Origin of the sequence: Edaphovirga cremea (genome assembly GCF_003332275.1) — a bacterium.
Lineage (GTDB): Bacteria > Pseudomonadota > Gammaproteobacteria > Enterobacterales > Enterobacteriaceae > Edaphovirga > Edaphovirga cremea.
Genome location: NZ_QOVA01000013.1, coordinates 71,299 through 85,342, shown reverse-complemented (window position 1 = coordinate 85,342; position 14,044 = coordinate 71,299). Strand labels below are relative to the sequence as shown.

The following is a 14,044-nucleotide window of genomic DNA, read 5'->3' as shown; positions in this document are numbered from 1 at the left end:
GGTGAATGACCCCCTTAAGTAACAGTAGCATAACAGCACAAAAAGAGAGCCGTGAATCGAGCTACTGTGCTATTCCCCCAATCAGCACGCTATTCATTACCAAGAAAGGGCGTCTTCAGGTACACCCAATGCCAATCCGACATCCTTGATTTTTTGCCACTCTTGCGCGGAAATGGTGATGCCATTGGCACCACGCTGTTGCGCGGCAATTCGTTCTGGTTCACCGGCAATCAGGATGGGCCCATCGTTTTCCGTCGATGCCGATGAACGGACATAGTCCAGCATGGCGTCATATTCCTTGCGCAACCAATCCATGGAGACCAGATTGGCCGGGTCGATGACGATTGTGCTCATATTATTGACTATCGCGCCCTGACGCGGATTATCAGGCTGAATGGTGCCGCCGCCAGAAAGCAGGCCGGCCAGCATTTCGGCGGCAATAATCAACCCGCCGCCCTTGTGCTGGGCTATGGGGCGCAGGGCACCCGGCTCTTCATCTTCCCACATCACGCGCGGATCGTTGGTCGGATTCCCGAGACTGTCGAACATGACGGGTTCATCGAATTTTTTACCTGCCAGATAGGCAACGCGGGTTTTGCCGAGCGCCACAATGCTGGTGGCGAAATCGAGGATAAACTCAGGATGACGATCGCCTTTAGGAAACGCTATGCAGATTGGATTGGTACCGAAGCGCGCCTGAAAGCCGCCCCAGGGTGCCACCAGCGGGGGCAGATCGTTCACATTGACGAAATGAATCGACACCAAACCCGCATCAGCGGCCATTTCGCCGTACGTTCCGATGCGGCCTAAATGGCAACTGGTCGACAGGGTCATCAGGCAGATCCCGGTGGTTTTCACCCGTTCAATGGCCGCCTGCATCGCCTCTTTCCCCGTCCGTTGTCCAAACCCGCGATCGCCGCAAAACTGCAACACTGCACCGCCATCGCGAATCAATCGCGCCGGGGTATTGGGATGCATAATGCCTTTTTCTATGTACTCAACGTAGTGCGGCAACATGCCAACACCGTGGCTGTCATGACCTTTCAGATTGGCATTAACCAGATGTTCAGCGACAGTGTTCGCCTCGTCCGCCTCACAGCCTGCTTTCATCAGGATCTGGCGCGTGATGTCTGTCAGGCGGCGATCGGAAATCTGCATCGTTAGTCTCCTTCTTGCGGTAGTAGCCAAATTTCGCTGGAATAATCCTAAAGAATTTTCCGATAATTTTTCGATAAAAAAACCGTAAGCTAATAATCTTAATTTATTGCAAAAAACAATTAAACATTTAATAACCAGTTTATTAAAAATAATAAAATTATTATCTATTCTGACCATCATCGCTGTTTCCAGCGTCACTCTCTTCGGCTCTGCATTAATGGCGAAAAATTGGCGTGTGGCCTGGTTCCCTTTTCCTTTTGAGTAGTTAGCATACTTGATGTTTTACGCTTTATTCCAGCAAAAACCCGCAGCATCACGGTTTGTCGTGTTTCTGATTTTTCACTATCACGCACTTATCCCAAATTTTGATTTTCAGCGCATTTTCGGATTATAAAAACTAATTCGAAATTTCGAATGTCGATTGCGTTCCATTTATTGATATAAACAACTGGTTACACGATCACGCTCACTACATTTTGCTATACAAATCACATTAATCCAGTTTTTTGTATCGTAGGATCGCCGCGAACTTAAAATATCAACCAAAAATAACTTACCCTGCAAGGCCATAAAATATGAAAATTTACAGTAAGTTACCCCTAACCCTAAACGACATATTGGATGCACAAAAACGATTGAAAGGGCACATCTACAAAACTGGGCTGGCGAGGTCGAATTATCTGAGCGAGTGCTGCCATGGCGAAATTTATCTCAAGTTTGAGAACATGCAGCGTACCGGATCCTTCAAGATTCGTGGTGCGTTCAATAAGCTCAGCTCACTCACAGACGAAGAGAGAAGACAAGGTGTCGTGGCCTGTTCAGCGGGCAACCATGCACAGGGAGTTTCATTGTCCTGTGCCATGTTGGGTATTAACAGCAAAGTCGTGATGCCAAACTGTGCCCCAAAATCAAAAATAGCCGCGACAGCGGATTATTCGGCACAGGTTATTCTACATGGTGAGAGTTTTAACGACACCATTGCCAAAGCCAGTGAAATTATTGAGATGGAACACCGCATATTCATTCATCCTTTCGACGATGAAAAAGTTATTGCGGGTCAGGGAACAATCGGGTTGGAAATATTGGAAGATCTCTATGATGTCGATAATGTCATTGTGCCAATCGGCGGTGGTGGATTGATTGCTGGTATCGCACTGTCAATTAAGTCTATAAACCCGACCATCAATATTATTGGCGTCCAGTCGGAAAACGTTCACGGCATGGCAGCATCCTTTTATAACGGCAGTATAACCAACCACCGTAAAACCAGTACGCTGGCCGACGGTTGTGATGTCGCTCGCCCAGGCAATCTGAATTTTGAAATTGTCAAGGCGCTGGTAACCGATATTGTGCTGGTGACTGAAGATGAAATCAGGAAAAGTATGATTGACCTTATTCAGCGCAACAAAATTATTACCGAAGGTGCGGGCGCATTGGCTTGTGCAGCATTATTAAGCGGTAAGTTAACGGATTATATTACGGGCAAAAAAACCGTCAGCATTATATCAGGCGGCAATATTGATTTATCACGCGTATCACAAATAACGGGGTTAGGAAGTATTTCATAAAAAATATCTTAATAAGGAATTTTTAATGGGTATCGATAATGCTTTATCAACCACACTCGAAACAAAAACGTGGCGTAAATCTGACACTACCTGGACTCTGGGATTATTTGGTACTGCAATAGGAGCCGGGGTTTTATTCTTTCCCATCCGCGCCGGTTACGGCGGCTTGATTCCCATTCTGATTATGCTGGTGCTGGCTTATCCCATCGCCTTTTTCTGCCACCGGGCCCTGGCGCGACTGTGCTTATCCGGCAGTAACTGTTCAGGCAATATCACCGAAACGGTCGAGGAGCACTTCGGTAAAACCGGTGGGGTGGTCATCACCTTCCTGTATTTTTTTGCCATCTGTCCTCTGCTGTGGATTTACGGCGTTACCATCACCAATACCTTTATGACCTTCTGGGAAAACCAGCTCCAGCTCGCGCCGCTCAACCGGGGTGTGGTCGCGCTGGCGCTGTTATTACTCATGGCCACAGTGATTTATTTCGGCAAAGATCTTATGGTCAAGGTGATGAGTTTTCTGGTATTCCCGTTCATAGCCTGCCTGATACTGATTTCACTCTCACTGATACCTTACTGGAACGCCTCGGTTATCGAGCAGGTGGATCTTAGTCAGATATCTCTGCTGGGAAGTGACGGCATACTGGTGACCGTCTGGTTGGGGATTTCCATTATGGTCTTTTCCTTCAACTTCTCACCCATCGTTTCTTCTTTCGTGGTATCGAAACGGGAAGAGTACGAGTCAGAATTTGGTCGCGATTATACGGAGAGAAAATGCTCCCAAATTATCGGCAAGGCCAGCATGCTGATGGTAGCGGTGGTGATGTTCTTTGCCTTTAGCTGCCTGTTTACCCTGTCGCCGGAGAATATGGCGGATGCCAAGGCACAAAATATTCCGGTGCTGTCCTATCTGGCCAACCATTTTTCTGCCATGACCGGCAGTAAGTCGACCTTTGCTACCACGTTGGAATATGCTGCTTCGCTGATTGCGCTGGTCGCCATTTTCAAATCGTTCTTCGGGCACTATCTCGGTACGCTGGAAGGGCTGAACGGCCTGATCCTCAAATTCGGTTATAAAGGTGATAAAACCAAAGTCTCCAGCGGAAAACTCAATCTGGCCAGCATGATATTCATCATGGGATCAACCTGGATCGTGGCCTATATCAACCCGAATATCCTTGATTTGATTGAAGCCATGGGCGCACCGATTATCGCCTCACTGCTATGTCTGCTGCCGATGTATGCCATCCATAAATTGCCTTCTCTGGCCCGGTTCAAGGGCAGGCCGGAAAACTGCTTTGTCACCCTCATCGGTCTGCTGACCATTTTTAACATCGTCTACAAATTATTATAAATAGGGCGCCTAAAGCCCTTCATTTGCCCCAATAAAAGCGGGCGGAGTAATAACATGACTTTAAATCCTACCGTTCTGGTAATTAACTGTGGTTCATCATCCATTAAATTCTCAGTGCTGACTGCGTGCAATTGTGAAGCCGTGCTCTCTGGAATCGCCGACGGCATTGGCACTGAAACAAGCGTTTTAATGATCGATAAAACCACAAAGATTCAACTCGCCAAGGGTAATTACGTTGATGCATTAACAGCCATTGCCAATCAACTGAAAAAACGCAGTCTCGATAACTCTATTTTACTTATTGGACATCGTATTGCCCACGGCGGTGAAATATTCAGTGACTCGGTATTAATCGATGATCGGGTGGTGGCGGAAATAAAAAAAGTTTCGCCTCTGGCACCCTTGCACAACTATGCCAATTTGCATGGCATTGATGCAGCTCGCCAGTTATTTCCGGGCATCACACAGATCGCGGTATTTGATACTGGTTTTCACCAGACGTTGAAACCGGAGGTCTATCTTTACGCATTGCCATACCGATATTTCAGCGAACAGGGCGTGCGCCGCTATGGATTCCATGGCACTTCATACCGTTATGTCGCCGGGCAGGCGGCAGAATTCCTGGGTCTCGACAGTCACGACTGCGGCCTGATCATCGCTCATCTCGGCAATGGCGCATCGGTTTGCGCCATACAGGACGGTAAAAGTGTTGATACCTCAATGGGAATGACTCCGCTGGAAGGCCTGGTGATGGGAACACGCAGCGGTGACGTGGACGTTGGGGCACTGGCCTATCTGGCGCGCCAGAGCGGGCAGAGCCTGAAGGATCTGGAACAGATTCTGAATAAGGAATCCGGGCTTCTGGGGATCTCCGGTTTATCTGGCGACATGCGAATACTGGAGAAGGCTTATCATGAAGGACACGAAGGAGCACGTCTGGCGATCGGTGCTTTTGTCCACCGCCTGGCCCGGCACATTGGCGGGCATGCCAGTTCGCTGCGCCGACTGGATGCCCTGATCCTGACGGGCGGTATTGGCGAAAATTCATCGTTGATCCGTCAGTTGACGCTGCAACACCTGTCGGTTTTTGGCATTGAACTCGATCCGGCCAAAAACAGCGCCCCTCCGGGCTTATCCTGTGTCATCACCACGTCACGCTCCCGCGTCGTCGCGGCGGTGATCCCCACCAATGAAGAAAAAATGATAGCGCTCGATGCCCTCCGCCTTGGCTATACGCAAAAAGGGACTGCGGTTCCGGAGGTCGCTTTCTGAATAAGAACCATTTATTACGTGTACCTGAAAAGCGAGATTACACTCGATTTCAACAGATTGGAGGCTTGACCGTTCTTTTGATAAAAATAACTCACCTTAGAAAATTCCTATTAGCATGAATTCCTTCAAAAGAGATATTTTGAAATATATCTCTGATTGTACTTCTTAATCTGTTTTGCTATAAAATAACGCAAGGGAAAAGCTTTGCTTTGTTAAAATAATGTAAAGTTTAATATAATAAAATGATAAAATACTCATAATGGAGAGTATAAGGGATGAGAAATCCAACTTTTAACAAAACACTGCTGAAATTAACATGCTCGTTGTTAGTCTTTCCGTCAGTTCATTCATATGCAAGTAATGACCCAATTACGGCCAACGGAACGAATAGGTTATTCTTTGAAGACATCAATACCAACTCAGGTATAGGTGCCCATGCCATGAATAATGGCTCTATTCTAATGTCAAACGCTACGGATGTCTTTAACGTCACCACCAATGGTTATTGGAACGATGGTGTCGTATCTGCCAGTGGCGGTAAAATTTCATTAAACGGCAATGTATCAACTAACGGTGATGAGGCATATGGTGCTGTAGCCACTGGTAATAATAGTGAGACACGCATTAATGGCAATGTTACCACTTTAGGTCCTGATTCTGTTGCAGTCGGTGCCTATGATAATGGGAAAATATCTATAAATGGAAATGTTGAGACATTTGGTTTAGGGGATTTTAACGCTGTTGAAGCATATGATGGCGGTCATATTGAAATTATTGGCGACGTCACTTCACATAATAGTGAGCTAAGTACTGTTTATGTTGAGGGAGCCGGCAGCTATGCCAAAGTTCTGGGGAATGTTTATTCAGACGGGTATTGGTCAAGTGCTGTCGCCGTTCAGGCTGGTGGTTTTTTAGAGGTTGAGGGCAGCCTGATTGAAACGACTAACGATAAGGCTGCGGGCGTTGATGCATGGGGAGAGAATGGCCCATTTAATGGTTTACCCAATAATCAACCAACTATTGCCAATATAAAAAGTGATATAAAGACCAGCGGAAACTGTAACGATTCGCCAATGCTTTGTAATTTTGGTAATAAGTACTATGTTGCAGCTCATGGTGTATTTTCGACCAAGTCTGCTACCGTCAACATGGAAGGAAATATTACAACAACTGGGAATTATGCATCTGGGCTATACGCTTTTCGTAACGGTGAAATTAACTTTAATACCAATAATAGTAGCCAACTAAATTCAATAATTACGTCGGGCTATTATTCACATGCAGTGAATGCCTGGAATGGCGGCCTGATTAATTTAGGCAGTGCAACTATAGAAGCCGATGAGACTAAAAATGCATACGCCTTATACAGCTCATACTATGCTGACAGAGCAAATACTCAAGAGGGATTGACGACAGCATCTCCTTCCTCTTTTATTAATGGTAGCGGTGAATTTCATATTAAAGGTGGCATCTTTTCGGGCAAGGATGCAACCATTGACATGGCATTAGCACCGGCGTCTACGATTACTGGATTTTCAGAAATCGATGATAATGGGAAGATTAATCTTGATATGACAGATTCTCGTTGGGATCTCACTAAAAGCTCTCAAACAACTCATTTGAATGTCAATAACTCAAAGGTTTTATTGGGCGATCAAAATATCCGGCTAGATGGTACCAATGATGTTATTTTAACCACGGAGAGTTTATCGGGCTCGGGTGAATTTGCATTAAGAACAACGGTTGATCAGATTAATAATTACCACGATTTATTGGTCGTTACTGGGACAGGGTTGGCAAACGGCAACCATAAACTGGCGGTGAACGATAGCCAGACAGGTGGCGCAACCATTGATGGCAGCGAAAGAGTGATGTTGGTTCAAACCGAAGGTGGCAACGCTGACTTTGCCTTGGCAAATAATACTGTGGACGTTGGTGCATATAAATATGAAATTGGTAAAGGTAAGGCACAATTTAGCGAAAGAGATACTGATTGGTTCTTATCTGCGCAAGATTTAATAAGAAATGGCAATGAAGAGGAAGAAGAGGAGGAAGAAGAAGAGACGGAAAACGGCAATGAACCAGAGCCCGAAAATGGCAATGAAACGCCTCCAAGTAATAATAACTTAACGGATACGGCTAAAAACGCAGCCAATATTCTCAATTCAAGCTATCTATTGAACTATGTTGAAAACCAAACGTTGTTACAAAGATTAGGCCAGATACGCCAGAATGAAGAAAATGGTGGCCAGGCTTGGGGACGAATTTATGGTGGAAAATTAGATTCATTTTCTGGTGCGCGATTGTCTGGCTTTGATATGGATTATCAGGGCGTGCAGTTAGGCATTGATCGTAGGAAAGACCAACAAGATAGCAATATTTACTACGGTATCATGGCGGGAACCAGCGAAGGCAAAGTCGATTACTCGGTGGGTGATGGTAAGACCAAAAGCTATCATATCGGTCTCTATGGCACCTATCAGAACGAATCCGGCTTATACATTGATAGTATTGCAAAATATGTTCGAATGAATAACGAATTCAATACCAGAACCAGCGGTGGTTACCCGGTTACAGGGAGTGGGGATACCAATGGCTTTAGCTTAGGTGTTGAAGTAGGTAAACGGTACTATCCGGACGCTAAAGGGGATCAAGGACGAGGACTTAAGCAGGAGGGCTGGTATATTGAACCCCAGGGTCAGTTGACTTATTCATATCAAGGGAACGCAACCATTAATGCCACTAATGGACTGAAGACGGAACTTGACAGTTATAACTCACTAATTGGTCGGGCAAGTGTTCTCGTGGGATACACTCTTGTTAACGATGAAAACCCGGTAGATATTTATTTAAAAACGGGCTACGTCAGAGAGTTTGATGGCGAGACAGGTTATACCTTTAATAATACGGTTAAAGAGCATTATAAATTCGCCGGAAATTGGTGGGATAACGGGGTCGGTATTAATATGAAGTTAAATCAAAAACACAACCTCTATTTTGATGCTGTTTATGCGCTAGGTAACAAGTTTGATCAGCAGCAGGTTAACCTTGGTTATCGTTATACATTTTAACTGCGGACTCTGATTGGGGTCGGTTTTTTGGCAATGTAGAGGGTTTCAATACCAAAATAGTACTCATATCTCTATAGTGATGCCCTTAAACTTTATGATGTATGCTCATGAGAATCCACGCAATTGCGTGGATTCTCTTTTTCAGCCAGTTACAGAAATTGTATCAAATTGGGTAACGTAATATTGCCTGCACATCAGCACCTGGCGGCAAATCACCACTCCGCACCGCAATGACCCTCGCCCCGGTTGTCATCGCCCGTTTGGCTATCTCATCGACAATGCCGTAATTCCCCTGACTCGTGGCATCAAATGTCACCCGCCCTTGATCATCTACCGTTCCTGGCGCATGGCTTTCGATATTAATCATTAATAATTCAATCGCACCAAACGTTGCCGCACGCGCCGTATCTGAGAGATCTTGCGTGACCCGACGTTCCCCAGCACGGCTCTCAAACAGCGGTTTTAAGGCGTCTAACTGCGACTGATAGTATTTATCCATCATTGGACGGACGCGCGTCACTAATTCAGCGGTCCCAATATGATCGGCATTGGTAAATAGCGTTTCATTGGTCAGATTGGGCAGTGAGTTGGTAGAACGATAAATGGATGCCAAGGATTCCGTACTGACCAGAATAAGCGGATAGTCATGACCAGCGAAAATCGGCCTCAGCGCCTGATCTATTTTACGCGTGTATTGAGCCAGACGAACTTTGTCATGCACAGCACCATGGTTATAATCGTGTGATGCTGCATCGCCCATCGCCTCTTGCAACTGGGTCGGCATACCCGCTACTTCAATGTCTACGGCTGGCGCATCGCTAAAAAACTCGATGAGTCGCACTTTATTTTCTGACAAAGCCAGGATATACGCTGAATGCGCAAAGGTGAGGGCACGAAGCAAGGGTTTCAGATAGAAACGCTCACTGACGTCCAGACGGTTAGGCAAGTCATTGGCCAGCCTGAAGGTTCTGACAGTTTCTGGCGTGGCGAGCACCGCCAAACTCCGGGCATGGAGATCCCAAAAAGATTCATCTTTTAGAACCGAATAAAGTTCTTCTTCCAACAAGGCGAGACGCCGTTTATCAAAACCTTTCTCGACCAGTTGCTGCAAAGCCTCTTTAATAAAATTCCCAAATTGAATCTTGCTGGTTTCGAGTTTTTGACGCAGTGGGGATGTCTCGATGTAGATTGAAATGCACGCATCTGAGCGAATGTCAGAGAGGCGCAAGAACTCTTCGCGACTGGGAATATCAACGTATAACATAGATAACCTCACAGAGTTGCGGTACGGCCAATGTTTTATTCAATTTTCACCACTTTATTTTAGCGGCTACAAAGTATTTATCCTCAGAATCGATCTTTTTTTTATAAGGCCAAGTAAATAAAAAGAAAATGCAAACTTGGGCGTAATGGGTGATATGAGGACTTTCCAACACCCTCAAGCGGTAAAGATAATTTCCCCACGACTTTTATATTACTATACTGAATAGAGATTAATCTGTGATATGGCGGGTAAAACTCATGTAACCAGGCGTGGTCATGGGTGAATCACTGTTTAACAATCTCTGGAGGTGCCTATGGCCCTTGTTCCTCCCAAAAAACGCGTTATCAAGTCACCATCCTATATAGATGCCTTTATTCCTCTGTTTTCACTGGTTTTTCTGGTAGGGGCATCGGTGGCTTTATTTGGGCTTCAGGCGGCTAATGGTCCTATGCAAGTCGCGATTATTCTCTGCACGATGATTGTGTCAGTCATCGTTTTGAAGAATGGATATTCCTGGGAAGACATCGCTCAATCCAGTCAAAAAGGTATATCGACCGTAGTGGGCGCAATATTCATTCTGCTGGCTGTGGGGGCGCTGATTGGCACCTGGAATATGTCAGGCACCATCCCAACGTTGGTGTATTACGGTATTATTCTTATTACGCCAGGTTGGTTTTTCCCGATCTCATTTATTATCTGCGTGATTATTTCCATGAGTATTGGTAGCTCATGGACCACCGCGGGCACTATTGGTGTTGGATTGGTCGGGCTATCGAATATGATTGGCCTATCGCCAGAGATTACTGCCGGTGCTGTCATTTCCGGGGCGTATGTCGGGGATAAAATTTCACCACTTTCGGAGAGCACCGTACTGGCCGCGCAGTTGAATGGTGTTGAGCTGTATAGCCATATCCGAGCACAACTTTGGACCACTATCCCGGCTGCACTCTCGGCGCTGATAGCCTTCCTGTTACTCGGGATTAATCAACAAGCCAGTTTTGATTCGCTGGTCACTCAAGCTGAACTGGCTCGGTTTGACCAACTTTTTCATATCACTCCCTGGAATCTTCTGCCGCTGGTTTTCTTATTGTTATTATCAGTACGTAAGGTGCCCGCCCCACTGGCGATTATGAGTGCCGCCTTGCTAGCCGGTGTCATGGCAGCGTTTCTTCAACCGCAGGCCATTGCCCGCTTTATTGCCGAGCCCGATATTGCGGCACCGCTCGCGGCAACAAAAGGCATCTGGCTGGCGATGGCAACGGGTTTCCAGGAGAATTCAGGGATCCCGCAAATGGATGCACTGCTCTCGCGCGGGGGTATGGACAGCATGCTGTTAACGATTTGGTTGATAATTGGTGCGGTCACTTTCGGCATCATGGTGGATGACTTCGGGCTACTCGACAAACTGGTGACACCGATTTTATTGCGGGCGAGAACTGTTGGCCGCCTTTTTTTCTCGGTCGTTGCCACCGCGATAGGGCTCAATATTACGGCAGGGGATCAGTACATCGCGTTGTTATTGCCCAGCAAGTTATTCCGCAGCGAGTTTGCCAAACGTGGACTGGCTCCAGAGAATTTATCGCGTATTGTCAGTGACGCAGGTATTGTCACTTCGCCACTGATCCCCTGGAACTCCTGTGGAGCCTATATGGCTGCGGTTCTCGGTGTATCGACGATGACGTATATGCCGTTTGCCGTTTTTAATATCGCGGCGCCGATTTTTACGCTGTTGCTGGGCATAACGGGTTTCAAGATCCGTCGCATCCCAATAGAAAGAGATCAACCGGATAAAGGGTCTGTCGCCATGACGAAGGAGCAGCACTGATGGCCGATCATAAACGAACCCCGACACCGGTACCGACCCTGATGCTGGACACACCATTCGAACCGCCGCTTACGCCAACGTGACCGGTTGTGCAGGCCGTCAGCCAAAGCAGAAGAATCACGACAATACATTTTTTCATCCCGTTTACCCCATTGCACTCAGAACCCAGTACCGCGGCGTTGCTCTTGCGGGCGGAGGTGGGGGTGGCCGTCACTCACAGTATAGTGCCAAATCCTCTGTCAACCCTATTCAGCCTGCCTATATTGGTGATTGAATATGCGTCTGAGCATTGGGATCCCCACTGAATACTCGTATGATGAATACCCCAAATCAGTCGTTACTGTTAAAGGAATGATACCGAAGATGAATCCAACAAGGAGCACCATAAAGCCGCTGATCTGGCTGGTTGAAGACGAACCGAGCATCGCCGACACACTGATTTACACGCTGGAAAGTGAAGGTTTCAGCGTCGAGTGGTTTGATCGGGGGGAACCCGCGCTGCAACGGCTGGCACAGCAGGCTCCGGCATTGGTGATTCTGGATGTCGGGTTACCGGATATCAATGGGTTCGATCTCTGTCGTCAACTGCTGTCTCACGATGAAAATCTACCGGTGCTGTTCCTGACTGCGCGTAACGACGAGTTGGATCGAATTATCGGCCTTGAGATCGGCGCTGATGATTATGTGACCAAGCCTTTTTCTCCGCGTGAAGTCAGCGCCAGAGTGCGCACGATTTTGCGCCGCTTGCAGAAACAGCAACGGCGGGAGAGCGCCCCCTCGGCTGTGGCGCTCGGGGTATTTGTGCTTGATGAGGACGCCGCCACCATCCTTTATCGCCACCAGCCATTGATACTGACGCGCTATGAATATCTGCTGCTAAAAACGCTGCTGCTGGCTCCGGGGCGGGTTTTCTCCCGTCAGCAATTGATGGACACCGTGTGGGCGGGTGCCGAAGAGAGTATGGATCGCACGGTTGATACCCATATTAAAACCCTGCGGGCGAAACTAAAGGCGATAGACGACGCATCCAACCCCATTCAGACCCATCGTGGTCTCGGTTACAGCCTGAGTCGACAAGTATGAAAATCGGTCTGCGGCTGCTCATCGGCTATTTCCTGATCGTCGCCGTGGCGGGCTATTTCGTGGTCAGCATTTTTTTACAGGAGGTCAAACCCGGCGTGCGCCGGGCGACGGAGGGAACGCTGGTCGATACCGCCAACGTCCTGGCCCAGTTCGCGCGCAAGGATATGCTGCTCGGCAATGTCAGCGACGGATTGCTGGTCGATGCCTTCAGCCATCTCAATCAACGTCCGATTGGCGCCAATATTGGTGGCATCCGCAAGAACCGCAATGAATACCGCGTCTATCTGACTGACCTGGATGGGCGCGTTATCTTTGACTCCAGCGGCGAGGCTGTAGGTCAGGATTACTCCCGGTGGAATGATGTCCATCTCACGCTGCGCGGGAAATATGGCGCGCGCAGCACGCGGCTCGATCCGCAAGATGAAGAGAGCTCGGTGATGTATGTGGCTGCGCCGGTGCTTGATGGTGAACGGCTGCTTGGCGTGCTGAGCGTTGGTAAACCGAATAAGGCCATGGCACCGGTAATCAACCGCAGCGAAAGACGCATCCTACTGGCGGGCGGCCTGTTATTGGGGATCGCGTTGTTGATCGGTATGGCCTTTGTGTGGTGGATCAACCGATCTATCTCGCGGCTGGTCGGCTACGCAGATGCGGTTGCCAGTGGGCAAGTCCCGCCGCTGCCGCGTGTCGGCAGCGTAGAACTTGATCGTCTGGCGCAGGCGCTGGAAAGCATGCGCCTGAAGCTGGAGGGCAAAACCTACGTTGAGCAATATGTACACACGCTGACCCATGAGTTGAAAAGTCCACTGGCTGCGATACGCGGTGCCGCAGAGTTGCTACAGGAATCCCCGCCACCAGCCACGGCAAAACGTTTTCTGATCAACATCGAGCAACAGAGTGAACGCATCCAGCGGTTGATCGATAAATTGCTGATTCAGTCCCGACTGGAGAGCCGCGTGGGTGTGGAACTGATGCCGCTGGAGATCGCCTCACTGATTGGTGCAACGGTCGCCGGGAAAGAGGCGCAGGCGCGAAGCCGCGGTATAGCCCTGAAGATAGGGCGATTGGATCCTGCACGATTGCACGGCGATGAACTGCTGCTGAGTCAGGCATTGACCAATCTGATCGATAACGCGCTGGATTTTACCCCACATGGCGGCACCGTCGCGATCGACGGGGAACGCACGGAAGGTGGCTATCTCCTCAGCGTCACTGACTCGGGAAGCGGTATTCCCGATTACGCCCTGGATAAAGTCTTTGATCGCTTCTATTCATTGCCGCGCGCTGACCGGCATAAAAGCACCGGCCTTGGACTGAACTTTGTCCGGGAGGTCGCACTGTTGCATCAGGGAAGCATTGTGCTGCAAAACGCCGACCCGCAAGGTGCGAAAGCGATGTTATCGCTGCCCATTACCTGACTTCACAGGGACTTCACACAGGCACATTTTC

Annotated in this window: 10 protein-coding genes; 7 read left to right on the top strand and 3 right to left on the bottom strand. The window is 48.1% G+C overall.

All coding sequences use genetic code 11. The features are described 5' to 3' along the window. Positions 1-96 precede the first annotated feature (96 nt). Positions 97-1,158 (bottom strand): malate/lactate/ureidoglycolate dehydrogenase, encoded by a 1,062-nt coding sequence (locus DRI82_RS16760; protein WP_114195047.1) that lies wholly within the window; start codon positions 1,156-1,158, stop codon positions 97-99. Between the two features lie 575 nt (positions 1,159-1,733). On the opposite strand from DRI82_RS16760, the gene tdcB reads away from it, so the two are divergent. The 4 genes from tdcB to DRI82_RS16740 all read left to right on the top strand — a co-directional run bounded on the left by tdcB (position 1,734) and on the right by DRI82_RS16740 (position 8,423). Beyond that, positions 1,734-2,726, top strand: coding sequence for a bifunctional threonine ammonia-lyase/L-serine ammonia-lyase TdcB (tdcB, locus tag DRI82_RS16755; protein WP_114195046.1), 993 nt, complete (start codon positions 1,734-1,736; stop codon positions 2,724-2,726). A 25-nt stretch (positions 2,727-2,751) separates the two neighbouring features. Continuing rightward, a complete protein-coding gene (gene tdcC, locus DRI82_RS16750) occupies positions 2,752-4,080 on the top strand; it encodes a threonine/serine transporter TdcC (protein ID WP_114195045.1) in 1,329 nt (442 codons plus the stop codon). Positions 4,081-4,134: 54 nt separating this feature from the next. After that, a complete protein-coding gene (gene tdcD / locus DRI82_RS16745) occupies positions 4,135-5,352 on the top strand; it encodes a propionate kinase (RefSeq protein WP_114195044.1) in 1,218 nt (405 codons plus the stop codon). 275 nt (positions 5,353-5,627) lie between these two features. Next, the gene (locus tag DRI82_RS16740) at positions 5,628-8,423 is read left to right on the top strand and encodes an autotransporter outer membrane beta-barrel domain-containing protein (RefSeq protein ID WP_114195043.1); all 2,796 of its coding nucleotides are present in this window, start codon (positions 5,628-5,630) and stop codon (positions 8,421-8,423) included. Between the two features lie 163 nt (positions 8,424-8,586). Here DRI82_RS16740 and DRI82_RS16735 read toward each other — a convergent pair whose 3' ends face one another. Beyond that, positions 8,587-9,687 carry a baeRF11 domain-containing protein gene (locus tag DRI82_RS16735; protein ID WP_114195042.1) on the bottom strand — a complete coding sequence of 367 codons (1,101 nt, stop codon included), beginning with the start codon at positions 9,685-9,687 and terminating at the stop codon, positions 8,587-8,589. A 313-nt stretch (positions 9,688-10,000) separates the two neighbouring features. On the opposite strand from DRI82_RS16735, the gene DRI82_RS16730 reads away from it, so the two are divergent. Next, positions 10,001-11,512, top strand: coding sequence for a Na+/H+ antiporter NhaC family protein (locus tag DRI82_RS16730; protein WP_114195041.1), 1,512 nt, complete (start codon positions 10,001-10,003; stop codon positions 11,510-11,512). 7 nt (positions 11,513-11,519) lie between these two features. Here DRI82_RS16730 and DRI82_RS24560 read toward each other — a convergent pair whose 3' ends face one another. Further along, positions 11,520-11,651, bottom strand: a complete 132-nt coding sequence (locus DRI82_RS24560) for a hypothetical protein (RefSeq protein WP_281269788.1) — start codon at positions 11,649-11,651, stop codon at positions 11,520-11,522. A 245-nt stretch (positions 11,652-11,896) separates the two neighbouring features. Here DRI82_RS24560 and creB point away from each other — a divergent pair, with 245 nt between their 5' ends. Beyond that, positions 11,897-12,595 (top strand): two-component system response regulator CreB, encoded by a 699-nt coding sequence (creB, locus tag DRI82_RS16720; protein ID WP_114195066.1) that lies wholly within the window; start codon positions 11,897-11,899, stop codon positions 12,593-12,595. Continuing rightward, positions 12,592-14,013: a two-component system sensor histidine kinase CreC gene (gene creC, locus DRI82_RS16715; protein WP_114195039.1), complete on the top strand. Its 1,422-nt coding sequence runs from the start codon at positions 12,592-12,594 to the stop codon at positions 14,011-14,013. Before creB ends, creC begins: the two co-directional genes overlap by 4 nt. Positions 14,014-14,044 lie beyond the last annotated feature (31 nt).

Coding starts and splice junctions, on each gene's coding strand:
- tdcC (WP_114195045.1), top strand. CDS start 2,752: ATGGGTATCGATAATGCTTTATCAACCACACTCGAAACAAAAACGTGG.
- DRI82_RS16740 (WP_114195043.1), top strand. CDS start 5,628: ATGAGAAATCCAACTTTTAACAAAACACTGCTGAAATTAACATGCTCG.
- tdcD (WP_114195044.1), top strand. CDS start 4,135: ATGACTTTAAATCCTACCGTTCTGGTAATTAACTGTGGTTCATCATCC.
- tdcB (WP_114195046.1), top strand. CDS start 1,734: ATGAAAATTTACAGTAAGTTACCCCTAACCCTAAACGACATATTGGAT.
- DRI82_RS24560 (WP_281269788.1), bottom strand. CDS start 11,651: ATGAAAAAATGTATTGTCGTGATTCTTCTGCTTTGGCTGACGGCCTGC.
- DRI82_RS16730 (WP_114195041.1), top strand. CDS start 10,001: ATGGCCCTTGTTCCTCCCAAAAAACGCGTTATCAAGTCACCATCCTAT.
- DRI82_RS16760 (WP_114195047.1), bottom strand. CDS start 1,158: ATGCAGATTTCCGATCGCCGCCTGACAGACATCACGCGCCAGATCCTG.
- DRI82_RS16735 (WP_114195042.1), bottom strand. CDS start 9,687: ATGTTATACGTTGATATTCCCAGTCGCGAAGAGTTCTTGCGCCTCTCT.
- creC (WP_114195039.1), top strand. CDS start 12,592: ATGAAAATCGGTCTGCGGCTGCTCATCGGCTATTTCCTGATCGTCGCC.